Below are 26,569 nucleotides of genomic sequence, written 5' to 3' on the forward strand. Positions count from 1 at the left end.
AGTGCGTAGACTCTCGCACCCAATCACCCAGCTGCATGGCCACACTCCTGCTRGMMSCGGGGGGTCCTCCAACCCCGTCTACGACTGGTTCGAGGAGCGTCTTGAGATCCAGGCCATCGCCGATGACATCTCGGCCAAGTATGTGCCCCCCCACGTCAATATTTTCTATTGCCTGGGCGGCATCACCCTGGTCTGCTTCCTGATCCAGTTTGCGACCGGGTTTGCGATGACCTTCTACTACAAGCCCACCGTGGCCGAGGCCTACGCGTCGGTGCAGTACCTGATGACCGACGTGAGCTTCGGCTGGCTGATCCGCTCCATCCATCGCTGGAGCGCCTCGATGATGGTGCTGATGCTGATCCTGCACGTGTTCCGCGTGTACCTCACCGGCGGCTTCAAGCGGCCGCGCGAGCTCACCTGGGTCACCGGTGTGACCATGGCTGTGATCACCGTGAGCTTTGGCGTCACCGGTTACTCCCTTCCCTGGGATCAGGTGGGTTACTGGGCCGTGAAGATCGTCAGCGGCGTGCCCGCAGCCGTGCCGGTGGTCGGCGATTTCATGGTCGAGCTCCTGCGCGGAGGCGAGAGCGTCGGTCAGGCCACCCTCACCCGCTTCTACAGCCTCCACACCTTCGTCATGCCCTGGCTGCTGGCGGTGTTCATGCTCATGCACTTCCTGATGATCCGCAAGCAGGGCATCTCCGGTCCCTTGTGATCCTGTGTCGATCGGTTCCTCCTGGCACCGACTCCCCCCTTCCACGCCTAGCCTCCACCCACCGGCTCCACAGCCATGCACATCCTCAAGAAGCCTGATCTCACCGATCCCGCTCTGCGGGCCAAGCTGGCCAAGGGAATGGGCCATAACTACTACGGTGAGCCCGCCTGGCCCAACGATCTGCTCTATATGTTCCCGGTCGTGATCCTGGGAACGATCGGTTGCCTGGTGGGTCTGGCGGTCCTTGACCCGGCCATGCTGGGCGACAAGGCCGATCCGTTCGCCACCCCTCTGGAGATCCTCCCCGAGTGGTATCTCTATCCGGTTTCCAGATTCTCCGGGTGGTGCCCAACAAGCTGCTTGGCATTGCTCTGCAGACCATGATTCCCCTGGCTTGATGCTGGTTCCCTTCATCGAGAGCTTCAACAAGTTCCAGAATCCCTTTCGCCGCCCTGTGGCCATGGCGGTCTTTCTGTTCGGCACTGTTGTCACCATCTATCTCGGAATCGGTGCAGCTCTTCCGATCGATAAATCGCTCACCCTCGGCCTGTTCTGAATCCCAATCCAGGATTTCCGCAGAACCCTGCATCCTCTGGTTTTCCCGCCGCGACCTCGGTCGCGGCTTTTTTGTGGCGTCCGCTCAGGTGTCGATGTCGAGCACGCTCACGTCATCGGTCTTGATCCGCAGGAAGTGATGCAGCAGCAGGAAGCCCACGATCGTCCAGGTCTGGTAGGTGCGGGCCTGCTGGCCTATCCAGGTGCCGGTCGGGCCATCGAAATACTCAGCCCACTGCTGGCGCGGCAGTTGATTCAGCTGGCTCCAGTAGCACTCTTCCAGCATGGCCTTCATCTGGCCCATCAACAGCAGGTCGGCCGCCGGGTGCTTGCGCTCGTGGAGCAGGATGGCCCCCCCCAGATACCAGAGCAGGCTCGGCCAGTGGCCGCCGTTGTGATACGACCAGGGCCAGTTCTTGGGATCGGAACCCGTCTTGTTGATCCATTCCTCCTGTTCCATGGGGGGATGGCAGATGCGCATCGGCATCTGGGCCATCAGATGGCTGCGGTTGTGCAGCACCAGCCGGAACAGGGCGCGTTGCTGGGGTGCGGAGAGCAGGCCGAACAGGCTGGCGAGTGAATTGCCCAGCTGTAGAAGCGGAAATCCGGCCGGCCGGTTCGCATGTTGCCGATCAGGTATCCGCCGCGGTTATCCAGCCAGTCCTGCAGCCAGGGAGGCACCACCTGAGGTTGCACGTTGAATTCGTTTTCGTGCTGATCCTCCCCGTACTGCTCGGTGGGCGTCGCCTGAGCACCTGCATGGTCTTGCTGGTGACCCAGTAGTGCTTGAGCAGAAACGAACGCAGATCGTGCAGCCACTGGCGGGTGAGCACCAGACGCTGCTCCAGCAGCCGGCTCATGGCGGTGCGCTGGGCCAGCTCCATCAGATGACAACAGCTGCGCAGGCATCCGTAGAGCAGCACCTCCACCTCCAGAGGCGCTCCCCACACATCCATGGGGCGATCAATCATGAAGGCGCAGTCGGGCACGAACAGCACCGGCGTGCCCTCGAAGGTGGGGTGCAGCACCAGATCCAGCAGCAGCTGCACGCCTCTCTGAACCTGTTGGCTGGCCCGAAGTCCAGATCGCGGCTCCTCTGCACGTAGAGCCAGCAGAGCACCGGCCACCAGAGGCTGGCGTCCACCGAGGTGATCCGCCCGATCGAGCGCTGGCCATAGTCGGCCACCAGATTGCCGTTCGCCTCCTCCACGAAGCTGGTGGGAAAGACACCGCGGGTCTGGTAGCTGCTGCTCTGGAGGTCGAGGCAGATGGTCAGGAAGTTGCGCACGATGTCGGTGCGCCCCTGCAGCAGCAGGTAGATCATCACCGGCACGTTGTCGCGCAGGAACACCTCGCCGTAGTTGGCGGCGTCGCTGAGGCGTGGGTGTTGAAGTGCGGCCACCGACCCCACCAGCTGGCCGCGAACCCGCACGAGGGTTCGCTCGAATTGCTCCCGGGCTCTGGCCACCACGGCTTCCTCCCGGGAGCTCGGCCTCACCCGCAGTTGTTCCTGGCTGAACTGGCGTGCCATCGGGACCTGCGTCGGAGGCTGCAGCCTCGTCTTGCCGCACCTTAGGGAGCCTGTCCTGATTGGGCAGCAACCCAGTCAGCAGGAGGGTTTCGGCAGCGTTGGCGCTGGGATCTGAGGGGAAGCCTTGACGACCTTGCGGTGGCCTGTGCTACGTTATTGGACTGCGCACCGGAAGCGGAGCGCGGCTTACGACGAGGAGGCGAGAGCCGACGGTGTTGTAAGTTTTCTGGGTCGCCGGGAGGCGACGGTCACCGAGAGCTCAGGGAGCGAGGACGAGAGTCCAAGCGGACGTGAGTGGAGGTGGCAGCACCTGGACAACTGAGAAGTTTAGGAACTGACGCTTTCACGGCGTCACCGTTTCGAGGCTTGATCTTGAGGTTTTCCCGAGAGGGGAGGCGGAAAGAGTGGCCGAGAGGATGGTGGCAGAAGCAAGCCGTGAGGGTGTGAGGTCCCGTCAAAACAAACAAGCGACGGGGAACTGCGAGCGAGAGCGGTGAGCCTTCTCACGAGGCGAGCTGCTGAAACGAGCTGGCGGGAACCTGATCGCGACCGGATCTGAGATCTGGGAGAGACAAGGGAGGAGAAATCGGAAGATTTTGAATTCAGTGCACTCTTTGAACCCTTCTGTCAGAGGAAGGAGGCTCCAACTGCAGGGAGAGCCGAGAGGCTTGAGACTGTGGGTGACGAGCAAGTCAGATTGAGAGCGGCTTGAGTTGAGCGAGAGTTTAATTCAGGTTGATCAAGAGGATCTGACCTACAACGGAGAGTTTGATCCTGGCTCAGGATGAACGCTGGCGGCGTGCTTAACACATGCAAGTCGAACGAACCTCGGGTTAGTGGCGGACGGGTGAGTAACGCGTGAGAATCTGCCCTCAGGAGGGGGATAACGGCTGGAAACGGCCGCTAATACCCCATATGCCGAGAGGTGAAATGAATTCGCCTGAGGATGAGCTCGCGTCTGATTAGCTAGTTGGTGGGGTAAGAGCCTACCAAGGCGTCGATCAGTAGCTGGTCTGAGAGGATGATCAGCCACACTGGGACTGAGACACGGCCCAGACTCCTACGGGAGGCAGCAGTGGGGAATTTTCCGCAATGGGCGAAAGCCTGACGGAGCAACGCCGCGTGAGGGATGAAGGCCTCTGGGCTGTAAACCTCTTTTCTCAAGGAAGAAGATCTGACGGTACTTGAGGAATAAGCCACGGCTAATTCCGTGCCAGCAGCCGCGGTAATACGGGAGTGGCAAGCGTTATCCGGAATTATTGGGCGTAAAGCGTCCGCAGGCGGCCTCGTAAGTCTGTTGTCAAAGCGTGGAGCTTAACTCCATTTCGGCAATGGAAACTGTGAGGCTTGAGTGTGGTAGGGCAGAGGGAATTCCCGGTGTAGCGGTGAAATGCGTAGATATCGGGAAGAACACCAGTGGCGAAGGCGCTCTGCTGGGCCATAACTGACGCTCATGGACGAAAGCCAGGGAGCGAAAGGGATTAGATACCCCTGTAGTCCTGGCCGTAAACGATGAACACTAGGTGTCGGGGAATCGACCCCTCGGTGTCGTAGCCAACGCGTTAAGTGTTCCGCCTGGGGAGTACGCACGCAAGTGTGAAACTCAAAGGAATTGACGGGGGCCCGCACAAGCGGTGGAGTATGTGGTTTAATTCGATGCAACGCGAAGAACCTTACCAGGGTTTGACATCCTGCGAACCCCTGAGAAATCGGGGGGTGCCTTCGGGAGCGCAGTGACAGGTGGTGCATGGCTGTCGTCAGCTCGTGTCGTGAGATGTTGGGTTAAGTCCCGCAACGAGCGCAACCCACGTCTTTAGTTGCCAGCATTCAGTTGGGCACTCTAGAGAGACCGCCGGTGATAAACCGGAGGAAGGTGTGGATGACGTCAAGTCATCATGCCCTTACATCCTGGGCTACACACGTACTACAATGCTACGGACAAAGGGCAGCAAACTCGCGAGAGCTAGCAAATCCCATAAACCGTGGCTCAGTTCAGATCGTAGGCTGCAACTCGCCTACGTGAAGGAGGAATCGCTAGTAATCGCAGGTCAGCATACTGCGGTGAATACGTTCCCGGGCCTGTACACACCGCCCGTCACACCATGGAAGTTGGCCACGCCCGAAGCCGTTACTCCAACCCTTGTGGAGGAGGACGTCGAAGGTGGGGCTGATGACTGGGGTGAAGTCGTAACAAGGTAGCCGTACCGGAAGGTGCGGCTGGATCACCTCCTAACAGGGAGACAACAACTGACTCTGATGTTTCATCCACATTGTGATGAAACCAAAGTCCTGTCATCTCGATGGTCGATCGGTACCTCAGCCTGACAGCTCTAGCGGCTGATCAGGTTCAGTTCCTAAACTTCGTCTAGGTCACCCCAAAGGGATGTTGAAAGTCGGCTTTGATTGAATTGATCAAGGCTGATTTTTTGATGTTACTGAGAGGTCGAAACTCCTGGGCCATTAGCTCAGGTGGTTAGAGCGCACCCCTGATAAGGGTGAGGTCCCTGGTTCAAGTCCAGGATGGCCCATTCGTGTTTGGGGGTTTAGCTCAGTTGGTAGAGCGCCTGCTTTGCAAGCAGGATGTCAGCGGTTCGAGTCCGCTAACCTCCATGCCACGCTCTGCGCACTGCCAGACCCTCAAGTCGAACGCGACGGAGACGTCGCCAGGAACTTCGACTGGGATGACCAAGATCAGTGCAGCTGATGATTTCAGCCTCCAATCATTCCTGATCAGGTTGATTGGATGCTGAACTCAAGGCTCTGAGAGATCGGAGTCTGTGTTCAGCGCGAACCTTGACAACTGCATAGGTGAGTCTGGAAAGAAAGCATCTCATGGATGTCCAGTGAGAACTGGCGTTCTATTGAGTTTAGAGCCGAGACTTTCCAGTGTTCTTCTGATCCCGCCGAGATCGGGAGTTTGATCCTGGCATTCAAACCGGATTGTCAATCAGTGGTCCAAAAGCCAGTGAGGAGCAATCAAGGTGAATCTTGGAGAATGGGCCTCAACAGCCTGAAGCACTGGGAAGATACATTGGTCAAGCTACAAAGGGCTCATGGTGGATACCTTGGCACACAGAGGCGATGAAGGACGTGGTTACCTGCGATAAGTCTCGGGGAGCTGGAAACACGCTTTGATCCGGGAATTTCCGAATGGGGCAACCCCTAGAACGGCCGCCTGAATCCATAGGGCGGTGCGAGCCAACCCAGCGAACTGAAACATCTTAGTAGCTGGAGGAAAGGAAAGTAAAAACGACTCCCTCAGTAGCGGCGAGCGAACGGGGACCAGCCTAAACCGATGGGTTCGCCCATCGGGGTTGTGGGACAGCAATGTGGACCAACGGATTTAGAAGAAGCGTTTGAATGGCGCGCCACAGAGGGTGAAAGCCCCGTATTCGAAAATGAAGTTGGCCTAGCTGTATCCCGAGTAGCACGGAGCACGTGAAATTCCGTGTGAATCCGCGAGGACCACCTCGTAAGGCTAAGTACTCCTGTGTGACCGATAGCGCAACAGTACCGCGAGGGAAAGGTGAAAAGAACCCCGGGAGGGGAGTGAAACAGAACATGAAACCGTGAGCTTACAAGCAGTGGGAGCCCGACTGATCGGGTGACCGCGTGCCTGTTGAAGAATGAGCCGGCGACTTATAGGCACTGGCAGGTTAAACCGGGAATGGTGGAGCCACAGCGAAAGCGAGTCTGAATAGGGCGATCGTCAGTGTTTATAGACCCGAACCCGGGTGATCTAACCATGGCCAGGATGAAGCTTGGGTGATACCAAGTGGAGGTCCGAACCGACTGATGTTGAAAAAATCAGCGGATGAGCTGTGGTTAGGGGTGAAATGCCAATCGAACCCGGAGCTAGCTGGTTCTCCCCGAAATACGTTGAGGCGTAGCGTCTTGTGCTCCAGCAGGGGGGGTAAAGCCACCGTTTCGGTGCGGGCTGCGAGAGCGGTACCAAATCGAGACGAACTCTGAATACCCTGTGTGTAGCAAGGCAGTCAGACTGTGGGGGATAAGCTCCATGGTCGAAAGGGAAACAGCCCAGACCGCCAGCTAAGGTCCCCAAATCAACGCTGAGTGATAAAGGAGGTGGGATTGCCCAGACAACCAGGAGGTTTGCCTAGAAGCAGCCATCCTCAAAGGAGTGCGTAATAGCTCACTGGTCGAGCGATCCTGCGCCGAAAATGAACGGGGCTAAGCGTTGTACCGAAGCTGCGGATTGATTTATCAATGGTAGGGGAGCGTTCCATGTGGGGTGAAGCGTTAGCGTAAGCGGGCGTGGACTGCATGGAAGTGAGAATGTCGGCTTGAGTAGCGAAAACATGGGTGAGAATCCCATGCCCCGAAACCCTAAGGGTTCCTCCGGCAGGCTCGTCCACGGAGGGTTAGTCAGGACCTAAGGCGAGGCCGAAAGGCGTAGTCGATGGACAACAGGTCAACATTCCTGTACCGGTCATGTTTTGGGAAGGGGGACGGAGAAGGCTAGCCCAGCCAGATGTTGGTTACTGGTCCAAGCGTTCGAGGCGTTGAGAGCTGGCGAAAACAGCTTGAGCTGAGGCGTGAGTGCGAGCTGCTACGGCAGCGAAGTGGGTGACGTCAAGCTTCCAAGAAAAGCCCTATACCCGTTAAGGCATGACTGCCTGTACCCGAAACCGACACAGGTAGGGTGGTAGAGAATACCGAGGGGCGCGAGGTAACTCTCTCTAAGGAACTCGGCAAAATGGCCCCGTAACTTCGGGAGAAGGGGTGCCACCGCAAGGTGGTCGCAGTGAAGAGGCCCAGGCGACTGTTTACCAAAACACAGGTCTCCGCTAAGTCGCAAGAGATGTATGGGGCTGACGCCTGCCCAGTGCCGGAAGGTTAAGGAAGCTGGTCAGCGTAAGCGAAGCTGGCGACTGAAGCCCCGGTGAACGGCGGCCGTAACTATAACGGTCCTAAGGTAGCGAAATTCCTTGTCGGGTAAGTTCCGACCCGCACGAAAGGCGTAACGATCTGGGCGCTGTCTCGGAGAGAGGCTCGGCGAAATAGAATTGTCTGTGAAGATGCGGACTACGTGCACCCGGACAGAAAGACCCTATGAAGCTTTACTGTAGCTTGGTATTGTGCTCGGGCTCGGAATGCGCAGGATAGGTGGGAGGCTTTGATCCATTGCTTGCGGGTGATGGTGAGCCAACGGTGAGATACCACTCTTTCCGAGCTAGAGTTCTAACGGCCGCCCGTTATCCGGGGCCCGGACAGTATCAGGTGGGCAGTTTGACTGGGGCGGTCGMCTCCTAAAAGGTAACGGAGGCGCGCAAAGGTTCCCTCAGGCTGGTTGGAAATCAGCCGACGAGTGTAAAGGCAGAAGGGAGCTTGACTGTGAGACCTACAAGTCGAACAGGGACGAAAGTCGGCCTTAGTGATCCGACGGTTCTGCGTGGAAGGGCCGTCGCTCAACGGATAAAAGTTACTCTAGGGATAACAGGCTGATCTCCCCCAAGAGTTCACATCGACGGGGAGGTTTGGCACCTCGATGTCGGCTCATCGCAACCTGGGGCTGAAGTCGGTCCCAAGGGTTGGGCTGTTCGCCCATTAAAGCGGTACGCGAGCTGGGTTCAGAACGTCGTGAGACAGTTCGGTCCATATCCGGTGCACGCGCAGGAACATTGAGAGGATTTCTCCCTAGTACGAGAGGACCGGGAGGAACGCACCTCTGGTGTACCAGTTATCGTGCCAACGGTAAACGCTGGGTAGCCATGTGCGGAGTGGATAACCGCTGAAAGCATCTAAGTGGGAAGCCCACCTCAAGATGAGTGTTCCCATGGCTTAAGCCAGTAAGGTCACGGGAAGAACACCCGTTGATAGGCTCTACGTGGAAGCGCAGCAATGCGTGAAGCGGAGGAGTACTAATAGACCGAGGGCTTGACCAACACTCGAGCTCTAAGAGCAGCGGCGATGCCGTTGCCAGCTGATTTCCAGAGGCGAGATGATGCTGAGCGATCAGAAATCATTGGCCTAACCTATGCAGTTCTCAGGGTTCACCTGGGGATGAAGCGACTATCCTGGTGTCCATGGCGCAGTGGAACCACTCCGAACCATCTCGAACTCGGCTGTGAAACGCTGCAGCGCCGACGATATTTGGGGGCAGCCCCCTGAGAAAATAGGTCGATGCCAGGTAAAATCTTCATTCTGTCGATGCGTCATACCGCCTAATGATTCTGCATCCAGGCGGATGCCGAAGAAGCCACCCGCTCGGGTGGCTTTTTATTGGCTGGCGTCGGCAGAGGCCGGCGCCGGTGGACCTCCGCTCACCACCTGTGACCATGAATCTGATGCCATTGGCCCGCCAGCCGTTGCCAGATTCGCGCTTCGCTGCAGCGTGAGGTGACCGCCTCCCCGTTGTAGACGGGTTGCGTGTGGCGCGCATCACTCAGCGCGACGCCGTTCTCGTCAACCCTGTGCGTTGTCGTCCAGCCAGCGCAGGTTCGGCCTGGCCCTGCTCACCGGCACGGCAGCGGATGAGTGTTCCAGCTCTCTGTGGATCCCGAAATGGAACCGGTGCACTGACATCGCCTCCACGACCAGGCCGCCGGTTTTAGCTTCGAGCCAACTCAGATCGGGCCTGCACTATCGCCTGTCGGTCCTCAGTCTCTCCGCACCACGTTGTCGAGCTTGGCCTGGTTGATCGCCAGGATCCCACGATCGCGGGAGTCTTCGGGCAGAGCCACCCCACTCATGGCTGGATCAGCAGGGTGCTGTAATCGCTGATCTTTTCAAACTGACCCGAATCCCGCTGGGGATTGCCGGGCCTGTCGCTGAACAGCACGGCCATCCCGCTGCGACAGGCAGCCTCGCACTCCGGCAGGGAGTCGCTGATGAACAACACGGCTGCCGGATCGACCCCCATGGCATCGGCGATGTGCCGGTAGCTTCCGCTCTCCTGCTTCGGCCCCGTGCGGCTGTCAAACCAGTGGCTGAACAATGAGCGCAGATCGCCGCCGCTGCAGTGCCCATAGAGCAGCTGCTGCGCAGGCACTGATCCCGAGGAATAGCCGCCAGCACCACCCCACTGCCGTGCCAGCGGTGCAGCGCTTCAGCAACATCATCGAACAGCGGTGCCAGCAGTTCTCCGCTGGCGTAGCCGGCCTTCCAGATCAGGCCCTGCAGGTCCTTGAGCGCCGGCAGTTTGCGGTCCTGTCGGATCAGCAGCTGCAGGTAGGGCACCAACACCAGCCCCTCCGACGCTCGATCCTGCTGCAACAGCGCCACGGCCTCGGGGTCGGCGTCGCGCAGCCAGGCTTCCTGGACAGCATTCAGCAGCCGGATCACGTCTGGATCACGTTCGTGCTCCTGCACGTACGACGGGAGCTGTGCTGCAGCGAAGGGAAACAGCGTCTCGGCCACGAAGTGCACCGGGCAGGTCGTGCCCTCGATGTCGAGCAGGAGGTGGCTGATGCCGCGGAAGGGTTGCATCGGGATCGTGTGGTGGCAGCGGGAGGCAGAGGGCCTGGCTTTCCCAGGGGGGATGGGGTGATGGCTTCAGCCGCGCAGCGCCGCCAGCAGCAGCTGCCGCCAGTGCTGTTCCAGCAGGAATTCCAGGATCTCCAGATGCCGGCGGGCCTCGTCGAGATTCTTGCCCCAGGCGTACAGACCATGCCCCGCGATCAGCAACCCCTGCGGCGCCGTGCCCAGATGGGGCCTGGCCAGGTCACTCAGGCGCTGCAGGTTCTGGTCGTTGGCCAGTACCGGCAGGCGTATCGAACTGGTGTGGCTCCGGATTCCTTGGAGCCCCTTGAGCATTTCCAGATCGCGCAGTTCCAGCCAGGCCACGGTCGCATCAGCCTGGGGGCCATAGTGCTGGGAGAGCAGCGTCCCCGCCTGGGAGTGGGTGTGGAGCACCGCTCCGGCGCCGGCACACTCCACGATGGCCAGGTGCAACAGGGTCTCGGCGCTGGCCTGCCCCTCGCCGCGCACCACTCCACCAGCGCCGTTCACCACGATCAGGTCCTCCGGACGCACCGTGCCCTTGTCGACGCCGCTGGGGGCCATCAGCAGCTGCAGGGCTCCCGGCTCAGCAGGCAGCTGAAATTGCCGCCGGTGCCATCGCACCAGCCGCGGCCGTGGATGGCCGCCATGGCGGCAGAGAGTTGCTGGGCAAGCAGGCCTGTCGCAGCTGGTTCGGGCATCGCGGTGCCAGCCATCGCTCAATGCTGGCAGTTCGGGCACCAGTGGGTGCTGCGGCCTGCCAGCCTGTCGCGGCGGATCGGCGTGCCGCAGCTGCGACAGGGCTGGCCAGCCCGTCGATAGACCAGCGCCACGCCGCCGTAGTTGCCGTTGGTGCCGGTCAGGTCGCGGAAGTCGCTGAAGGTGGTGCCTCCCTCACCGATGCTTCGCTCCAGCACCTCCACCAGGGCGACTCTCAGGGCCTCCAGGCGAGTCTGGCCGAGCCGGCCGCTGGGGGTGTGGGGCCGGATCCCGGCGGCGAAGAGGGATTCATCGGCATAGATGTTCCCCACCCCGGCCACCAGACGCTGATCCAGCAGGGCGTTCTTGATCGGGCGCCGCGATCCCCGCAGCCGTTCACGCAGGCTGCGGGAGCTGAAGGCCGCGCTGAACGGTTCAGGGCCCAGCGCCTGCAGTCCGGTGATCACCGTCTCCGGTGCCAGCGCGGGCGGTACCCACCACATCTGGCCGAAGCTGCGCGTGTCGACGAACCGCAGTTCCTGGCCCTGGGCGTTCCAGAACTGCACTCGGGTGTGGGCACAGGGGGGCTGGGGCCCATCCAGCCAGAGAAACTGGCCGGTCATCCGCAGATGCACGCCCCAGTGGCCGGCATCGATGTGACTCTCGCCGTGGGGGCGCTGCAGACGGCCCAGCAGATACTTGCCCCGCCGCTGCCAGCCATCCACGACACAGCCGCGGAGAGCTGCGCAGAAGGTCTGGGGATCGGCGGGGTGGGCGATGGCCCGGGTCCGAAGCACCGCCACCCGCTCGATCGCAAAGCCGCGGGTGCATTGCTCGAGCCCGCGACGCACGGTTTCCACCTCGGGGAGTTCCGGCACCGGCTGGGGCAGAGCAGGAGCTCAGGCTGCCACAGCGCTCAGCCTGCGGCCGCACAGCAGAACCCCCGACCTGCCAGGCAGGCCGGGGGGGATGGTGGTTCGTGGGAAGGTCTGAAGGAATCAGGCCTTCTCGAGCTCGGCTTCGGCGAAGTTGTTGGGTGTTTGGATCCGTCCCCCTTCGGAGCCGCTGAAACCGCTGTAGTTCACCTTCTCGAAGCGAACCACCACGGGATAGCGGATGCCGGAGGTGTCGATCGAGGCGACAGTGCCGACTTCGTTGAACCAGTAGGACTCGGGACGCTTGATGCGCACCTTGTCGCCGCGGGAGATGGCCATCGCTGGGCTGGGTTTCGGGTGGCTGCCAAACGGACGATACCCGCCATGGCGGCTGCGGAAGGATGGGGCGTCACGATTCGTCGCCCTTGGCCGGGGCCATGGGAGCATCGCGCCGGTTCCCCTGTCCGCCGCATTCGCTGATGGTTTCCCTGGAGGCGACGACCCCGCCGCTGCTCAACCTGGAGCTGCCCGATCCCGACAGCGACACCATCAGCACGATGGAGTTCCTGGCCCGGCTCGAGGAGGCCTGGGCGGTGTGCGATCGCTTCGACCTGCAGACCGAGATCTGGCGCGGGCGGATCCTGCGGGCCGTGCGCGACCGGGAGAAGCGTGGCGGCGAAGGGCGGGGCACCGGCTTTCTGCAGTGGCTCCGCGAACGCGAGATCAGCAAGACCCGGGCCTACACCCTCATCCAGCTGGCCGAATCCGCCTCCAGCCTGGTGGGAGGGGGCCTTCTGGAGGAGACCAGCGTCAACAACTTCTCCAAGCGCGCTTTCCTGGAGACGGCCCAGGCCGATCCGGAGGTGCAGCAGCTGATCTCCGAGGCCGCCAATGAAGGCCAGCAGATCACCCGCAAGCAGGTGCGGCGGCTCGCCGATGAGTTCACCGCTGCCACCAGCCGCTGCTGCCTGAGGAGATCCGCCAGCGCACCGCCGAGAACCTGCTGCCGCCCAGGGCGGTGGCGCCGCTGGTCAGGGAGCTGGCCAAGCTGCCGGAGGAGCAGCAGCAGGATCTGCGCCGGGTGCTGCGGGAGGAGCCTGAGCTGGACCGGGTCAGGGATGTGACCCATACGGCCCGCTGGCTGAGCAGGGCTGCGGAGGCCGGCCTGGCGGTGCGGGCGTTTCAGAGCGATCGGCTCGATTTCGACAAGGCGCTGCAGGAGGCCCAGCGGCTCGATGCGCTGGGGCTGCTCGCCGATGCGGTGGCGCAGGCTCAGGCGCTGGAGAGCGCCGTGCTCAAGCTGCACACCAGCTGGCGACGGTTGGGCGGTCTGCAGGAACGGCTCTGGCTGGAGAGCGGCAGCAGCACACCGCACCTGCGCGAGCTCCTCACCGCCCTGCAGTCGCTCAGCGGCAGCACGCTGCGGGTGTCGCTGGGTGAGCTCGCCGGTGGCAAGCGGGTGCGGTTGCAACTGGTGGAGGAATCCCCCGAGCAACTGGAGGCTCCGCCTCTGCCCTGACCGGCCCGGGACCGGCCGGACGGCCGATGCGTTGCACTGCCAGGCTCTATCCCTGGGGCCGGCTACCCTGGTGAGGCACTATCCGTGGTGTCTGCTGCGTGGTCGATCCGCTCGAGCAGGCGTTGCAGCGTCACTTCGGCTGGGCCGGCTTCCGCCCGGGTCAGCGGCCGGTGGTGGAGGCCCTGCTGGCTGGCCGCGACTGTCTGGCGGTGCTGCCCACCGGCGGCGGCAAGTCGCTGTGCTTTCAGCTTCCGGCCCTGGTGCGGGAGGGGCTGGTGCTGGTGGTCTCCCCCTGGTGGCCGATGCAGGACCAGGTGCGCCAGCTGCAGCAGCGCGGCATTGCCTGCACCGGGGCCTGGGCGGGCCCGCTGGCAGGAGCTGCGCAGCANGGAATCCCCCGAGCAACTGGAGGCTCCGCCTCTGCCCTGACCGGCCCGGGACCGGCCGGACGGCCGATGCGTTGCACTGCCAGGCTCTATCCCTGGGGCCGGCTACCCTGGTGAGGCACTATCCGTGGTGTCTGCTGCGTGGTCGATCCGCTCGAGCAGGCGTTGCAGCGTCACTTCGGCTGGGCCGGCTTCCGCCCGGGTCAGCGGCCGGTGGTGGAGGCCCTGCTGGCTGGCCGCGACTGTCTGGCGGTGCTGCCCACCGGCGGCGGCAAGTCGCTGTGCTTTCAGCTTCCGGCCCTGGTGCGGGAGGGGCTGGTGCTGGTGGTCTCCCCCCTGGTGGCCCTGATGCAGGACCAGGTGCGCCAGCTGCAGCAGCGCGGCATCGCCGCAGCTTGCCTGCACCGGGGCCTGGGCGGGCCCGCCTGGCAGGAGCTGCGCAGCAGGCTGGCTGACAACCGGCTGCGCCTGCTCTATCTCGCCCCGGAGCGTCTGCGCCATGAAGCCACCCGCCAGCTGCTGGACGACGTGCTGGAGCGCGGCCAGCTGGTGGCGCTGGCCGTGGATGAGGCCCACTGCATCAGCGCCTGGGGTCATGATTTCCGGCCCGATTACCGCCGGCTCGGACAGCTGCGCAGCCTCTGCCCAGGCGTGCCGCTGGTCGCCCTCAGCGCGACGGCGGCACCGCAGGTGCGGGCCGACATCATCCGGCTGCTGCAGCTGCGCCGGCCCCTGATCCAGGTGCGCTCAGCCCGCCGCGCCAACCTCCACTACGCCATGGAGCGGCGCCCGGCCGATCCCCTGCCCCGGGTTCTGGAGGTCGTGCGGGCGGCCCGGGGCGCTGCGCTGATCTACGCCCGCACCCGCCGATCGGTGGAGCAGTGGGCCGACCGACTCAGTGCTGCGGGGATGCCGGCGATCGCCTATCACGCCGGTATGGACCCGGAGTGTCGCCAGCTGGCCCTGGAGCATTTTCTGCAGCAACCCCGGCCGGTGCTGGTGGCTACGGTGGCCTTCGGAATGGGAGTGGATCGCCCGGATGTGGGACTGGTGCTGCATCTGGATCTGCCGGCCAGTCCGGAGGGCTATCTGCAGGAGTCGGGCCGGGCCGGCCGCGATGGCCTGCCGGGGCGCTGCCTGGTGCTGTTCGATCCGGCCGATCGCCGTCGTCTGGCCCGGGCGATCCGGGCGGCCGGCCAGCCCCACGGTCTGCAGCCGGCTGATCCTGAGATGCCGCGGCTGGAGCTTGCCCAGCGGCAGCTGAGGCGGATGGAGGCGGTGGCCGAAGGCGAGACCTGCCGGGAGCAGGCCCTGCTGCTGGCCGTGGGAGAGCTGGCACCGGCCTGCGGCCGCTGCGACAACTGTCAGGCCGAACGCTCCGCACCGCGAGACTGGTCGGCCCGGGCCCTGCGGGTGCTGGAGCTGCTGGAGGAACGCAGGGGCCGTGACCTCAACAGCCTGGCTGTGGAGCTGGCCGACGGCGCCGCTGAGTCTGAGGAGGAGCGATGGGCCTGGCTCGCCCGCCGCCTGGTGGAGGAGGACCTGATCCGCGAGAGCGACGATGGTGTGCAGCGCCTCTACGTGCGGCCGGCGGGCCAGCGCTATCTGCGCCAGCCCTGGCCCCTCCACTGGGCGGCCTGAGCGATCCTCAGCTGCCCTTGGCCTTGCAGAGGTCGGCGATCAGCTTCTGCTCGAAGTCGGTCTGGGGCGAATCCCAGCTCTTCCACTGCCCCGACTGGCTGGTGGCGTTGAGTTTGCGGGCGCCGCAGTTGACCGCGAGGTAGAGCGCCTGGCCGTCGCCGTTGAGCGTGGGGGCCACGTAGCTGCCGCCCATGGGCTGCCAGTTGGCCCAGTCGACCTGCAGCGGGCCGTAGCTGCGCCAGTCGGCCCCGGAGGTCTTGCCACGGCTGGCGGTGGCCTGGGGCCGCTGGGCCGGGGCCGAAGTCGCCATCGCGGTTGTGGTCGCCTTGGCTGTCGTGGTGGCCTTGGTGGTTGTAGGGGTGACGGTTGGCGTTGCCCTGGCCGTTGTCGTCCTGGTGGCTGTCGAGGTCGCGGTGGCCGTGGTCGCAGTGGGTGCAGGGGTGGCTGCGGCTGTGGTCGCTGCGGCCGTGGTGGTGGCTTTGGCGGTTGCGGACTGAGCTGCTGGCTTGGTGCTCGCCCCGTCAGCGGTGGCCGGCTGAGTCGTGGCGGCTGCCGTGGACGGGGTGCTGGCGCGTGCGATCGATGGTTTCGCCTCACCCGAGCCCCCCATGGTTGTGGTCGGGTTCGGGGTGGCTGGGGTGGGCTTTGCCGCTGTCGCCGCAGCTACCTGGGCCGCAGCCGCCTGCCGCTCGGCAGGTTGGGTTTGCGGTTGGGGCTGTGCTGCGGCCGTTGGCTGGCTCTGGGGCTGAGGTTGGGGCTTGGGCTTGGTTGCTGGAGTTGTCGTCCGCGCCGCCGTCTTGGTGGGGCTGGCGGCAGGTTTGGCGGTCGCCGGGGCTGCCGCTTTGCTGGTTCGTGCCGCGGGTTTGGGTGCCGGGGGGGTCTGCAGCTTCAGGCGAGAGNCGGCCCACACCAGATCGGGATCACCGATCGCGTTGATGGCGATCAGCTTGTCGGTGCTCATGCCGTACCGCTCGGCAATGGTGGAGAGGCTCTCCCCGGGTTGCACCACATGGTGGGCGGGACGGCCGCCGGACGCAGCAACTCCGGAGGAGGGACGGCCGGGAATCACCAGGCGCGTTCCGCTCACCACCAGATCAGGATCGCTGATCCGGTTCAGCTGGATCAGCCGCTCGGTGCTGGTGCCGAAGCGCGCGGCGATCTCCGAGAGCGTCTCGCCGCTTTTCACGGTGTAGGGCGCCGTGGGCACAGCGGCGCTGCTGGCCCGGGCGGAGCGGCCGGAAGATCCCACCACCAGCCGCTGGCCGGCCTCGACGAGATCCGGGTCGGAGATGCCGTTGAGCTGCATCAGCCGGTTCACGCTCAGCCCGTGCCGCTCGGCGATCTCGGAGAGGGTTTCGCCGGGCTGCACGGTGATGCTGCCCCCGCTCCGGCTGCTGCCGGCGCCGGGAATCACGAGTTCCTGGCCCACCACCACCAGATCCGGATTGCTGATCCCATTGGCCTGCATCAGCCTGTTGAGGCTGACGCCGTTGCGCTCGGCGATTTCGGAAAGCGTTTCGCCCGGCTTCACGACCACGTTGGCGTGGGCCGCGGCGCCGACCAGAGTCGGCAAGGGCAACACCACCGCTAGGGCCAGGGCAGCAAGCGAAACTCGCATTGACACCACCAATAGCTCAGCGAACCATAAGGTGGAGGGCCAGGGTGAGCCAGTCCAGCGGGGCTCCCCGATCATCAACGCTGCTGATCAGCGACCCATGGTCGCCCCGGCGTGGTCAGCCCAGCAGGCGCCGCACCAGACCCAGTTTGCCGGCGTANGGGGGATAGCGGAAGGGCAGATCGAGCTGGAAGGGCCGCGCCAGCACGCTGCGCAGGTGGGAGAACGTGTCGAAGCCCGCCAGGCCGTGGTAGCGCCCCAGACCGCTCTCGCCCACGCCGCCGAAGGGCAGGTCGGCCGCTCCCGCCTGCAGCACCACGTCGTTGAAGCAGACGCTGCCGGAGCTGGAGGCGGCCAGGGTGCGTCGCTGGGCCTCACGGCTGCGGCTGAACAGATAGAGAGCCAGAGGCTTGGGACGCTGCCGCACCCGGGCGAGGGCGTCCTCCAGACCGGCGACGCTGATCACCGGCAGGATCGGGCCGAACAGCTCCTCCTGCATCAGCGGGTCGTCGAGGCTGTCGACCGCCACCAGGGTGGGCTCGATCCGGCGTTGGGCGTCGTGCCAGCGGCCTCCGGCCAGCAGCTGACCTCGANCCTGAGCTCCTTCGATCAGCCGGCGCAGCCGGCCGAACTGGGCGTCATTCACGATCGATCCCAGGTCGGGGGATCGGAGGGGATCGTCGCCATGGAAGCGCCGGATCTGCTCGGTCATGGCGGTCACCAGCGGCTCCCGCAGCGGCTCCTCCACCAGCAGATGATCGGGTGCGATGCAGGTCTGGCCAGCGTTGAGGCTCTTGCCCCACACCAGCCGCCGTGCGGTGGTGGCCAGGGGAGCGTCGGCGAGCACGATGGCCGGGCTCTTGCCGCCCAGTTCGAGGGTCACCGGGGTGAGGTGCCGGGCTGCGGCGGCCATCACCAGCCGGCCCACCCGCCCGCCGCCGGTGAAGAAGATGTGATCGAAGTGCTCCTCGAGGAGTTCGGCGGCCACTGCCCCATCGCCGCAGACCACCTGCACCACCTCCGGCTCGAACGCCGCTGGGATCAGCCGGGCGATCAGCGCGGCGGTGTGCGGGGCGTGTTCGGAGGGCTTCAGCACGGCTGCGTTGCCGGCGGCCAGGGCGCTCACCAGCGGATGGAGGCACAGCTGGAAGGGGTAGTTCCAGGGACCGATGATCAGCACGCAGCCCAGGGGCTCGGCCTGCACCCAGGCCCGCGCCGGGCTCAGGGCAAGCGAGACGCCCACCCGGCGCGGCGCCATCCAGCGGCGCAGCTGCCGGCGGGTGAGGGCGATCTCCTGCCGCACGGCCACCAGCTCGAAATGGGCCTCCAGGGGCGGTTTCCCCAGGTCCATGCCCAAGGCTTCGATCACCTCCTGCTCGTGCTCCGCCAGCAGGCGTTCCAGGCGCTCCAGTTGCTGCAGCCGCCAGCGCAGAGGGCGGGTGTGGCCCTCGTTCACCGGCTGGCGCATCAGCGCGACCGAGGGCTCGAGCGGCATGGGCATGGGCTGGTTCCGCTGCGGGTGATGCTGCAGGTGCGGCGGATCGTGTCGGCGGCGTTGAGCCCTGGCGAAGGGCTGAGCCTTCACCAGAAGCGGAAGCCCTTGACGAGACTTGAACTCGTGACCTCTCCCTTACCAAGGGAGTGCTCTACCGCTGAGCTACAAGGGCATGTGGAAGGTGGGCCGGGTTGGATTTGAACCAACGTAGGCAGAGCCAGCGGATTTACAGTCCGCCCCCATTAACCACTCGGGCACCGACCCGAACCACACCCCCAGACGTTACCAGCCGGTGGGTCCGGCCCTAGCTCCGCTCCCTACGATCGCGCCAGTGGAGTCCGGGTCGCCGGCGCCCCCGATGCGCGTGCTGCTGCTCAACGGCCCCAACCTGAATCTGCTCGGCCTGCGGGAGCCGGGTCTCTACGGCGCCCGCACCCTGGCGGCGATCGAGGCCGACCTGGAGCGCCAGGCCTCGGATCAGGGGGTGGAGCTGGAGTGCTTCCAGAGCAACCATGAAGGGGCGCTGGTGGATCGCATCCATCAGGCCCGCGGCAGCATCGACGGCATCCTGATCAATGCCGGAGCCCTGACCCACACGTCGATCGCCCTGCGCGACGCCCTGCTGGGGGTGGCGATCCCCTTCGTGGAGCTGCACCTGAGCAACGTGCATGCCCGAGAGCCGTTCCGTCACCACTCCTATCTGGCCGACCGGGCGATCGGGGTGATCAGCGGTTTCGGGGCCGGCAGTTACGGTCTGGCGCTCGAGGGTCTGCTGACCTATCTGCGCAGTCGCCCGTGAACGACGCGCCCACCCGCATCAAGTGGCTCGCAACCCCCACCCGGGCCGGCTGGCTGGAGCAGGCGATCGCTCAGCCGGAGCTGCTGCTGATCGACCACGCCCACTGCGAGCGCAAGGCCGCCGGCGTGGCGCTGCAGCTGATGTTCCGCTATCCCGGCGATGCGGCGCTGGCTGAGCAGCTCAGTCCCCTGGCCCGCGAGGAGCTGGAGCACTTCGAGCTCGTGCTGGCGCTGCTGGCTCGCCGCGGTATCCCCCTGCGCCCCCTGGCGGCTTCGCCCTACGGCAGCGAGCTGGCCAGGGCGGTGCGGCGCGAGGAGCCCTGGCGCCAGCTCGATTCCTTCCTCGTGGCCGGGTTGATCGAGGCCCGCAGCCACGAGCGCATGGCGCTGCTGGCCGCCCATCTCCCGGATCCCGAGCTGCGGGAGCTCTATGCGGCTCTGCTGGCCAGCGAGGCCCGCCACTTCGGCCTCTACTGGCTGCTGTGCGAGCAGCGCTGGCCGCGGGCTGTGGTGGTGGAGCGCCTGGAGCACCTGGCCGGGGTGGAAGCGGTGGCTCTCACCGGCGCGGTGCTGCCCGATCGCAGCGTGCGGTTCCATTCCGCCGGCAACCCGGACGGCACCGGCACGGGCACCGCTCAGGTGGGCGCGGCCAGCAGCTGCTCCAGCCGTGGGTAGTGCTCGGCGATCGGATCTCCCGTGAACCGTGCCACCCACCCATCGGGGTTGTTGAAGAAGCGCAGGGCGCAGAAGCGGGGTTCGGGGCCCATGTCGAACCAGTGCCGGGTGCCGGCCGGCACGGCGATCCAGTCGCCCGCTTCGCAGAGCACCTGCAGCACCGCCTCGCCGATGTGGAGGCAGAACAGCCCCTGCCCTTCCACGAAGAAGCGCACCTCGTCTTCGCTGTGGGTGTGCTCGGCCAGGAATTTGCGGCGCAGCGCTTCGCGCTCGGGGTGATCGGGGGCCATCCGGATGGCATCCACCGTGGGATAAGCGCCGCCGGCCTGCACGCGGGCCACCTCGTCGCCGTAGGCGGCCAGGATCTGCTCCTGGCTGGCGCCCTCGCCCAGCCGGGCCCGCGCGGGCCAGCGCTGGAAGGCGATGCCATGGCCGGCCAGCTCCCGCTCGATCAGGGCGGGGTCGCTGGTGACCAGCTCGGGCAGGCGATGCCCCGGGGCTGCGGGGATGCTGGCATCGTGCCGGTAGAGGGCGAGCAGGCTCATGGCTCGGGCGCAGCCGGGTTCCAACCTAGACATCGGGCCGGATGCCGTGTCCATTGCTGTGTCCGATGCCGCGTCGGCCGGCCTGACCCTGGTGGGCGTCGGTCCCGGCGATCCGTCGTTGCTCACCGTGGCGGCGGTGCGGGCGATCCAGGCCGCGGCGGTGGTGGCCTATCCGGTGGCGCGCGAGGGCGCCGACGGCATGGCCGCGGCGATCGCGGCGCCGTGGATCGGCGCGGCGCAACGGCGCCTGCCGCTGGTGTTCCCGATGGTGGCCGAGGCCGAACCCCGCATCGCCGCCTGGCATGCCGCCGCCGATGCCCTGGCGGCGGAGGTGGCCTCGGGCCGGGCCGTGGTGCTCCTCTGTGAGGGGGATGTGTCGCTGTTCGCCAGCAGTGCCTATGTGCTGCTGGCCCTGCGTCAGCGTCACCCGGCCTGTCCGCTGCGCCTGATCCCCGGCGTGCCGGCGGTGTGCGCGGCGGCGGCGGCCGCATCCGGCGCCGGCACGCCGTGGCCGCTGGCCCTCCAGGGCGAGGGCCTCTGGATCGGCCCCACGCCCGACACGGAGGCGCAGCTGGGGGCGCTGCTGGAGCAGGCGGCGGCCAGCGGCACCGTGCTGGCGCTGCTCAAGCTGGGGCGGCGCTGGAGCTGGGTGCGGCCGCAGCTGGCAGCGCGGGGGCTGCTGGAGGGGGCTCTGTTCGCCCAGCGGGTGGGCTGGCCCGATCAGTGGCTGGCGCCGGCCGCGGCGGTGCCGGCGGCTGAGCAGCCCTACTTCTCGTTGCTGCTGATCCGTCAGGCCTGGCCGGCGGTGCTGCCGTAGGCGGCCTCCAGCAGCGCCAGCGCCTCGGCCGGGGTGGGGCGCGCATCAGGGCGTGACGCAGCTGCGCTGCCCCGGGGAAGCCGGTGCAGGTCCAGCTCAGGTGCTTGCGGGCGATCAGCAGGCCCTGGTCGCCCCTGGCGGCCAGCAGGGCCCGCAGCTGCTCCGCCGCCAGCGCCAGCTTCGCGGCCGGGTCTGGCGTGGGGGGAACCGGCCGGCCGCTCAGGGCCGCATCGATCTGGCCCACCAGCCAGGGGGCGCCCATCGTGCCGCGGCCCACCATCACCCCGTCGCGCCGGTGACAGCCAGGCAGCGCAGCGCATCGGCGGGCCTGGTCACATCGCCGTTGGCGATCAGGGGGATGCGCAGCGCCTGCTTCACCGCCGCGATGGCGGCCCAGTCGGCGCTGCCCTGGAAACCCTGCTCGCGGGTGCGGCCGTGCAGGGTGAGCAGCTGGGCGCCGGCGCTCTCCAGCCGGCGGCACCAGGCCACGGCTGACACGGTTGTGGTGCTGGCAGCGGAGCCGCCACCGGGCTCACCACACCAGCCCAGGCGCGTTTTCACCGTGACCGGGATCTGCACCGCCGCGGCGACCGCCTCCACGATCCGGGCCGCCAGATCGGGCTCGCGGATCAGGCCGCTGCCGCCTCCCTTGCGGGCGATCTTGCGCACCGGGCAGCCCATGTTGATGTCGATCAGGAAGGCGCCGGCCGCCTCGGCCATGGCGGCGGGCCGGTGGTCGAACAGCTGCACGCCGATCGGCCCGGGCTCATGGGCCAGCTCCTCCACCTTGATCCGGCCATGCCCCAGTTCCAGGCTGGTGGCATTCACCATCTCGGTGAACAGCAGGGCATCGGGCGCCCAGCGCCGCACCAGGCCGCGGAAGATGCGGTCGCTCACCCCCGCCAGCGGCGACTGCAGCACCCGGCAGCGCAGGCTGCGCGGGGTGCCGTTGCCCGGCAGCGTGAGGGAGGCGGCGGTGATCATGGTGTCCTGATTGTGAGGCTCCAGGTCGATGGCTTCCGCCCAGGCCGCCGCCACGCCCCATCCCTTCCCCCTGAGCCGGCCGCTGCTGGAGGCGGTGCTGGCCGACCGCGTCAGCGACCGCTTCGTGTGCGAGCTGATCTGGCCGCGCCTGGGCTACGCGCCCGATGGCTCCGGCACCTGGAGCGCGGGCCCGGCCACGAGCGCGGCCTGGCGGGAGCCGTTCCCGATCGAGCCTCAGTTCATCGCCGAGCGGCCTGCATCGGTGGCGCTCACCCGCTCGATCGCCAGGGAGCACAAGCAGTTGCTCAAGCAGCAGCTGGGCTTTCCGGGCTACAGGATCGGCGAGCTCTATCCGCGCCGCACCCGCCGCGCCACGGCCGTGAACTGGCTGCTGGCCCATCTGGCCGAGCGTTCTGAAGCCCTGCCCGAAACCGGCCCGCTGCCGGAGCTGCTCGATGTGCCGGCCGATCCGGTGGCCGGCCATCCGGGTGACCTGCCGATCCGCTGAGCCGGGCCGTGCACTGGGTTGTGCACCGCTCTGTAGGGTCGAGACACGACAGACGTTGGAATAACTCCCTTGGCCTTGCCGGTCGTCGCCATCATCGGCCGCCCCAACGTGGGCAAATCCACCCTGGTCAACCGCCTCTGCCGCAGCCGCGAGGCGATCGTGCACGACGAGCCGGGCGTGACCCGCGATCGCACCTACCAGGAGGGCTTCTGGGCGGATCGCACCTTCAGGGTGGTCGATACCGGCGGCCTGGTGTTCGACGACGACAGCGAATTCCTGCCCGAGATCCGCGAGCAGGCCAACCTGGCTCTGGCCGAGGCGTCGGTGGCGCTGGTGATCGTGGACGGCCAGCAGGGCTGCACCGCCGCCGATGAGGCGATCGCCACCTGGCTGCGCGGCCACAACGTGCCGGTGCTGCTGGCGGTGAACAAGTGCGAGTCGCCCGAGGCGGGCCTGGCGATGGCGGCGGAGTTCTGGGGACTGGGGCTGGGGGAGCCCCACCCGATCTCGGCCATCCATGGCGCCGGCACCGGCGACCTGCTCGATCAGGTGATCAGCTTTCTGCCGCCCAGCAGCGAGGAGGAGGGCGAGGAGCCGATCCAGATGGCGATCGTGGGCCGCCCCAACGTGGGCAAGTCCAGCCTGCTCAATGCCATCTGCGGCGAGCAGAGGGCGATCGTGAGCCCGATCCGCGGCACCACCCGCGACACGATCGACACCACGGTGGAGCGGGAGAACCACACCTGGAAGATCCTCGACACCGCCGGCATCCGCCGCAAGCGCTCGGTGAACTACGGGCCGGAGTTCTTCGGCATCAACCGCAGCTTCAAGGCGATCGAGCGCAGCGATGTGTGCGTGCTGGTGATCGATGCCCTCGATGGCGTGACCGAGCAGGACCAGCGCCTGGCGGGCCGGATCGAGGAGGACGGCCGCGCCTGCGTGGTGGTGGTGAACAAGTGGGACGCCATCGAGAAGGACGCCCACACCATGCCGGCGATGGAGAAGGAACTCCGCGCCAAGCTCTATTTCCTCGACTGGGCGCCGATGCTGTTCACCTCGGCCCTCACCGGCCAGCGGGTGCAGAGCATCTTCGCCCTGGCCCTGCTGGCGGTGGAGCAGCACCGCCGCCGGGTGAGCACCGCAGTGGTGAACGAGGTGCTCACCGAGGCGCTCAGCTGGCGCACCCCGCCCACCAGCCGCGGTGGCCGCCAGGGAAAGCTCTACTACGGCACCCAGGTGGCCACCCGCCCGCCCAGCTTCACCCTGTTCGTGAACGACCCGAAGCTGTTCGGCGACACCTACCGCCGCTACATCGAGCGCCAGATCCGCGAGGGCCTGGGCTTCGAGGGCACGCCGATCAAGCTGTTCTGGCGCGGCAAGCAGCAGCGCGATGCCGAGCGTGAACTGGTTCGCCAGCAGAATCGGGGCCGCTGAAGCGGCGCTGCCGGCCTGAGTGGATTTTCTGCGCCAGCTGCCGATCGGCCAGTACGTGGCCGAGGATCCCGCCGAGCTGGGGCCGCGCCGCCGCGGCAGCTGGCTGCGGCGCCTGGATCCGCGCCTCAAGCTGGCCTGGACCCTGGTCTTCCTGGTGACGCCGATCCTGGCGGGCCCCTCTGGCGGCTCGGCCTGGTGGCGCTGCTGCTGCTGATCACCGCCTGCTGCGGTCTGCCCTGGCGGCTGTGGCGCCGCAGCCTGCCGCTGCTGCTGGCGGTGGGGCTCCTGGTGGGCGGGCTGGCGGCCTTCCTGCCGGCCGCCGGTGTGCCGCCCGGCCAGCTGCAGCGCCCGCCGGCGGAGCTGCGTCTCGTGGCCGGTTCGCCCCTGGAGCCGCCGCCGCCGCGATCGGGCCTCCGCTGGCAGCTCCTGCAGTGGGGGCCCTTCGAGGTCACCCGCCGCTCGGCCGAACTGGGCCTCAATGGGGCCACCCTGCTGGTGACCCTGGTGCACAGCGCCAACCTGCTGCTGGTCTCCACGCCGCCCGAGGAGCTGGTGTGGGCGATCAGCTGGCTGCTGGCCCCCCTGGGGCGGCTGGGCTGGCCGGTTGAGCGGCTCGGGTTCACCCTGCTGCTCGCCCTGCGCTTCCTTCCCCTGGTTCAGGAGGAGCTGCAGAACCTGGCCCGCGCCGTGGCCACCCGGGCCGTGAACTTCCGGCGCCTCGGCTGGAAAGCCGGTCTGGGGTTGATGCTGGCCGTGGGGGAGCGGCTGCTGGCCAACCTGTTGCTGCGTGCCGAACAGGGGGCTGAGGCACTGCTGGCCAGGGGTGGCCGCTGGCTGCCGCCCGACCAGCTGCGGCTGCCCCCGGCCCCGGCCTGGGGCGTCAATGCGGCCGCGGCAGTGCTGCTTGCGCTGCTGCTGGGTCTGCGCTGGAAAGTCGGTGCCCTTTAATGGCCTCGATTCCTTGCGGGCACCCCCGGCAAGACGTGAGCTCCGAGCGTTACCTCAACCACCCCACCTTCGGGATGCTCTACCGCGTCGCGCCGGTCTCTGAGGGGCGTGATCTCTATGCCACGCTCTATGCCCAGCGGATCTTCTTCCTGGTGACCCTGCAGCCGCGTGGGGCTCTGTTCGAGGTGGTGCCGCTCATGGATGCCCGCCACTACGCCGAGCAGAATCTGGCCCGCGCCCGGCGCGTCGGTCCTGACGTGCATGCCGAATGGCGTCAGCTGTTCGATCAGACGTTCATCTGAGCCAGCCGCCGTTGGCTGATCCGTCCGCTGCTGCCGCCCTGGAGGATCGGCTCCACTGGTGGTGGAGGCAGTTGCCGCCGGGCTGCCGGCTGCTGGCGGTGAGCAAGGGCCAGCCGACCGGCGCCATCCGCGCCGCCGTGGCGGCAGGCCAGCGCAGCTTTGGCGAGAGCCGCCTGCAGGAGGCCACCGCCAAGCAGGCGGAGCTGGCCGATCTGGGGCCCCTCGACTGGCATTTCATCGGGCGCCTGCAGGCCAACAAGGTGCGCGGCGTGGTGCGCCACTTCGCCACGATCCATTCGCTCGATTCCCTGGCCCTGGCCCGGCGCCTGGCCCGCATCGCCGCCGAGGAGGAGCGACGGCCGGCCGTGCTGTTTCAGGTGAAGCTGCGGCCCGATCCCGGCAAGGCCGGCTTCAGTGCCCACGAGCTGCGCCGGTGCTGGAGCGAGTTGCAGGGTCTCCCCGCCCTGCGCCCTGTGGGGCTGATGACGATCGCCCCCCTCGGTCTGGAGGCCGGCCAGCGCCAGGAGCTGTTCGCCGAGTGCGCCGCCCTGGCCGGCGAACTGGCCCTGCCGGAACTCTCGATGGGCATGAGCGGTGACTGGCGCGAGGCGGTGGCAGCCGGCAGCACCTGGGTGCGGATCGGCAGCGGTCTGTTCGGAGCGCGCCTGAGCTGATCGCGGCCGCTGCAGCCGCCTCCTCACGATGGCGCTCCTGTGCAACGCTGGGGCTCGCAAACCCTTGCAGGCGTTCAGCCAAGGCGCTATTCAAGGCTCAGCTCCCAGCAAGAGGTCCGATCCGTGTCGTTGTTCTCCCGCCTGCGCTCGGTCGTTTCCGGAGACGACTATCTCGATGGCGACTTCGACGATGAGCTCGAATACGACGGCGGTGAGGCTCCCGAGCCCAGCGCTTCCAGCCGCTCCAGCGCCTGGCTCCGGCCTCGGACTTCAGCTTCGAAGACCCCTTCGCCGGCTCCAACGTGATCGGCATGCCCGGCATCACCAATCAAATGCCCGAGATCATCCTGATGGAGCCGCGCAGCTTCGACGAGATGCCTCGGGCCATTCAG

Annotated in this window: 17 protein-coding genes, 4 tRNA genes, 3 rRNA genes and 7 pseudogenes; 19 read left to right on the top strand and 12 right to left on the bottom strand. The window is 66.2% G+C overall.

Annotated elements, in window-relative coordinates; genetic code table 11:
* Positions 1-31: 31 nt before the first annotated feature.
* Entirely contained in the window at positions 32-715 is a 684-nt protein-coding gene (gene petB / locus SYNGFB01_RS07565) for a cytochrome b6 (protein ID WP_048017584.1), read from the top strand.
* Positions 716-790: 75 nt separating this feature from the next.
* Positions 791-1,271 (top strand): annotated as a pseudogene (petD, locus tag SYNGFB01_RS07570) (cytochrome b6-f complex subunit IV).
* 84 nt (positions 1,272-1,355) lie between these two features.
* Here the strand turns inward: petD and SYNGFB01_RS16355 are convergent.
* A pseudogene (locus SYNGFB01_RS16355) lies at positions 1,356-2,801 on the bottom strand (glycoside hydrolase 100 family protein).
* A gap of 756 nt (positions 2,802-3,557) precedes the next feature.
* On the opposite strand from SYNGFB01_RS16355, the gene SYNGFB01_RS07580 reads away from it, so the two are divergent.
* From SYNGFB01_RS07580 to rrf, 5 genes are all read left to right on the top strand, one after another.
* Positions 3,558-5,034: ribosomal RNA gene (locus SYNGFB01_RS07580) — 16S ribosomal RNA — on the top strand.
* A gap of 221 nt (positions 5,035-5,255) precedes the next feature.
* Positions 5,256-5,329 (top strand) — tRNA-Ile (locus SYNGFB01_RS07585).
* 9 nt (positions 5,330-5,338) lie between these two features.
* Positions 5,339-5,411, top strand: a tRNA-Ala gene (locus SYNGFB01_RS07590).
* Positions 5,412-5,834: 423 nt separating this feature from the next.
* Positions 5,835-8,707 (top strand): 23S ribosomal RNA (locus SYNGFB01_RS07595).
* A gap of 131 nt (positions 8,708-8,838) precedes the next feature.
* A 5S ribosomal RNA gene (rrf, locus tag SYNGFB01_RS07600) occupies positions 8,839-8,954 on the top strand.
* Together the 16S, 23S and 5S rRNA genes with 2 tRNA genes alongside form the textbook arrangement of a ribosomal RNA operon.
* 556 nt (positions 8,955-9,510) lie before the next feature.
* On the opposite strand, the gene SYNGFB01_RS15405 is transcribed toward rrf, so the two are convergent.
* The 5 genes from SYNGFB01_RS15405 to SYNGFB01_RS07620 form a co-directional block, all read right to left on the bottom strand.
* Positions 9,511-9,813 (bottom strand): HAD-IA family hydrolase, encoded by a 303-nt coding sequence (locus SYNGFB01_RS15405; protein ID WP_235299996.1) that lies wholly within the window; start codon positions 9,811-9,813, stop codon positions 9,511-9,513.
* A gap of 503 nt (positions 9,814-10,316) precedes the next feature.
* Positions 10,317-10,826, bottom strand: coding sequence for a methylthioribulose 1-phosphate dehydratase (gene mtnB, locus SYNGFB01_RS07610; RefSeq protein ID WP_369795514.1), 510 nt, complete (start codon positions 10,824-10,826; stop codon positions 10,317-10,319).
* Positions 10,826-10,963 (bottom strand): hypothetical protein, encoded by a 138-nt coding sequence (locus SYNGFB01_RS16360; RefSeq protein ID WP_369795516.1) that lies wholly within the window; start codon positions 10,961-10,963, stop codon positions 10,826-10,828. Before SYNGFB01_RS16360 ends, mtnB begins: the two co-directional genes overlap by 1 nt.
* An 18-nt stretch (positions 10,964-10,981) precedes the next feature.
* A complete protein-coding gene (locus SYNGFB01_RS07615) occupies positions 10,982-11,839 on the bottom strand; it encodes a DNA-formamidopyrimidine glycosylase (RefSeq protein ID WP_048017574.1) in 858 nt (285 codons plus the stop codon).
* A 120-nt stretch (positions 11,840-11,959) separates the two neighbouring features.
* Positions 11,960-12,175 (bottom strand): photosystem I reaction center subunit IV, encoded by a 216-nt coding sequence (locus tag SYNGFB01_RS07620; protein WP_048017575.1) that lies wholly within the window; start codon positions 12,173-12,175, stop codon positions 11,960-11,962.
* 140 nt (positions 12,176-12,315) lie between these two features.
* Between SYNGFB01_RS07620 and SYNGFB01_RS07625 the strand changes: the two are divergent.
* The 3 genes and pseudogenes from SYNGFB01_RS07625 to SYNGFB01_RS07635 all read left to right on the top strand — a co-directional run bounded on the left by SYNGFB01_RS07625 (position 12,316) and on the right by SYNGFB01_RS07635 (position 15,382).
* Positions 12,316-13,355, top strand: a pseudogene (locus SYNGFB01_RS07625) (hypothetical protein).
* 98 nt (positions 13,356-13,453) lie between these two features.
* A pseudogene (locus SYNGFB01_RS14245) lies at positions 13,454-13,720 on the top strand (DEAD/DEAH box helicase); the annotation flags it as partial.
* Between the two features lie 162 nt (positions 13,721-13,882).
* Positions 13,883-15,382, top strand: coding sequence for an ATP-dependent DNA helicase RecQ (locus tag SYNGFB01_RS07635; RefSeq protein WP_048017577.1), 1,500 nt, complete (start codon positions 13,883-13,885; stop codon positions 15,380-15,382).
* A 7-nt stretch (positions 15,383-15,389) separates the two neighbouring features.
* On the opposite strand, the gene SYNGFB01_RS07640 is transcribed toward SYNGFB01_RS07635, so the two are convergent.
* From SYNGFB01_RS07640 to SYNGFB01_RS07655, 4 genes are all read right to left on the bottom strand, one after another.
* Positions 15,390-16,961 carry a LysM peptidoglycan-binding domain-containing protein gene (locus SYNGFB01_RS07640; RefSeq protein WP_235300000.1) on the bottom strand — a complete coding sequence of 524 codons (1,572 nt, stop codon included), beginning with the start codon at positions 16,959-16,961 and terminating at the stop codon, positions 15,390-15,392.
* A 154-nt stretch (positions 16,962-17,115) separates the two neighbouring features.
* The gene (locus SYNGFB01_RS07645; RefSeq protein WP_048017585.1) at positions 17,116-18,492 is read right to left on the bottom strand and encodes an aldehyde dehydrogenase family protein; all 1,377 of its coding nucleotides are present in this window, start codon (positions 18,490-18,492) and stop codon (positions 17,116-17,118) included.
* A gap of 100 nt (positions 18,493-18,592) precedes the next feature.
* A tRNA-Thr gene (locus SYNGFB01_RS07650) sits at positions 18,593-18,664 on the bottom strand.
* A gap of 10 nt (positions 18,665-18,674) precedes the next feature.
* A tRNA-Tyr gene (locus SYNGFB01_RS07655) sits at positions 18,675-18,756 on the bottom strand.
* 94 nt (positions 18,757-18,850) lie between these two features.
* Between SYNGFB01_RS07655 and aroQ the strand changes: the two genes are divergently transcribed.
* On the top strand, positions 18,851-19,291 hold the full coding sequence (gene aroQ / locus SYNGFB01_RS07660) for a type II 3-dehydroquinate dehydratase (RefSeq protein WP_048017579.1): 441 nt from the start codon (positions 18,851-18,853) through the stop codon (positions 19,289-19,291).
* Entirely contained in the window at positions 19,288-19,965 is a 678-nt protein-coding gene (locus SYNGFB01_RS07665) for a tRNA-(ms[2]io[6]A)-hydroxylase (RefSeq protein WP_082325932.1), read from the top strand. The genes aroQ and SYNGFB01_RS07665 overlap by 4 nt, the downstream gene beginning before the upstream one ends.
* Here the strand turns inward: SYNGFB01_RS07665 and SYNGFB01_RS07670 are convergent.
* Positions 19,926-20,510 (bottom strand): acireductone dioxygenase, encoded by a 585-nt coding sequence (locus SYNGFB01_RS07670; protein WP_048017587.1) that lies wholly within the window; start codon positions 20,508-20,510, stop codon positions 19,926-19,928. The two genes, SYNGFB01_RS07665 and SYNGFB01_RS07670, sit on opposite strands and share 40 nt — an antisense overlap.
* Positions 20,511-20,601: 91 nt before the next feature.
* Between SYNGFB01_RS07670 and SYNGFB01_RS07675 the strand changes: the two genes are divergently transcribed.
* Positions 20,602-21,327 carry an SAM-dependent methyltransferase gene (locus SYNGFB01_RS07675; RefSeq protein ID WP_369795517.1) on the top strand — a complete coding sequence of 242 codons (726 nt, stop codon included), beginning with the start codon at positions 20,602-20,604 and terminating at the stop codon, positions 21,325-21,327.
* Here the strand turns inward: SYNGFB01_RS07675 and dusB are convergent.
* Positions 21,300-22,311 (bottom strand): annotated as a pseudogene (gene dusB / locus SYNGFB01_RS07680) (tRNA dihydrouridine synthase DusB). The gene SYNGFB01_RS07675 and the pseudogene dusB sit on opposite strands and share 28 nt — an antisense overlap.
* A 28-nt stretch (positions 22,312-22,339) precedes the next feature.
* Here dusB and SYNGFB01_RS07685 point away from each other — a divergent pair.
* The 6 genes and pseudogenes from SYNGFB01_RS07685 to SYNGFB01_RS13220 all read left to right on the top strand — a co-directional run.
* Complete coding sequence (locus SYNGFB01_RS07685) at positions 22,340-22,819, top strand: DUF1823 family protein (RefSeq protein WP_048017581.1); 480 nt, start codon at positions 22,340-22,342, stop codon at positions 22,817-22,819.
* 69 nt (positions 22,820-22,888) lie between these two features.
* Positions 22,889-24,253 (top strand): ribosome biogenesis GTPase Der, encoded by a 1,365-nt coding sequence (der, locus tag SYNGFB01_RS07690; protein WP_048017582.1) that lies wholly within the window; start codon positions 22,889-22,891, stop codon positions 24,251-24,253.
* 19 nt (positions 24,254-24,272) lie between these two features.
* Positions 24,273-25,201 (top strand): annotated as a pseudogene (locus tag SYNGFB01_RS07695) (CbiQ family ECF transporter T component).
* Between the two features lie 35 nt (positions 25,202-25,236).
* Complete coding sequence (locus SYNGFB01_RS07700) at positions 25,237-25,503, top strand: PipX family protein (RefSeq protein WP_048017583.1); 267 nt, start codon at positions 25,237-25,239, stop codon at positions 25,501-25,503.
* Between the two features lie 11 nt (positions 25,504-25,514).
* Positions 25,515-26,177, top strand: a complete 663-nt coding sequence (locus tag SYNGFB01_RS07705; protein ID WP_235300004.1) for a YggS family pyridoxal phosphate-dependent enzyme — start codon at positions 25,515-25,517, stop codon at positions 26,175-26,177.
* A gap of 123 nt (positions 26,178-26,300) precedes the next feature.
* A pseudogene (locus SYNGFB01_RS13220) lies at positions 26,301-26,569 on the top strand (cell division protein SepF); the annotation flags it as partial.

Source organism: Synechococcus sp. GFB01 (genome assembly GCF_001039265.1).
GTDB lineage: Bacteria > Cyanobacteriota > Cyanobacteriia > PCC-6307 > Cyanobiaceae > NIES-981.

Bases quoted from the DNA above. Each gene is read 5' to 3' on its own strand.
- mtnB (WP_369795514.1), bottom strand. From the start codon at position 10,826: ATGGCCCCCAGCGGCGTCGACAAGGGCACGGTGCGTCCGGAGGACCTG.
- SYNGFB01_RS16360 (WP_369795516.1), bottom strand. From the start codon at position 10,963: ATGCCCGAACCAGCTGCGACAGGCCTGCTTGCCCAGCAACTCTCTGCC.
- SYNGFB01_RS07620 (WP_048017575.1), bottom strand. From the start codon at position 12,175: ATGGCCATCTCCCGCGGCGACAAGGTGCGCATCAAGCGTCCCGAGTCC.
- aroQ (WP_048017579.1), top strand. From the start codon at position 18,851: ATGCGCGTGCTGCTGCTCAACGGCCCCAACCTGAATCTGCTCGGCCTG.
- SYNGFB01_RS07670 (WP_048017587.1), bottom strand. From the start codon at position 20,510: ATGAGCCTGCTCGCCCTCTACCGGCACGATGCCAGCATCCCCGCAGCC.
- SYNGFB01_RS07685 (WP_048017581.1), top strand. From the start codon at position 22,340: ATGGCTTCCGCCCAGGCCGCCGCCACGCCCCATCCCTTCCCCCTGAGC.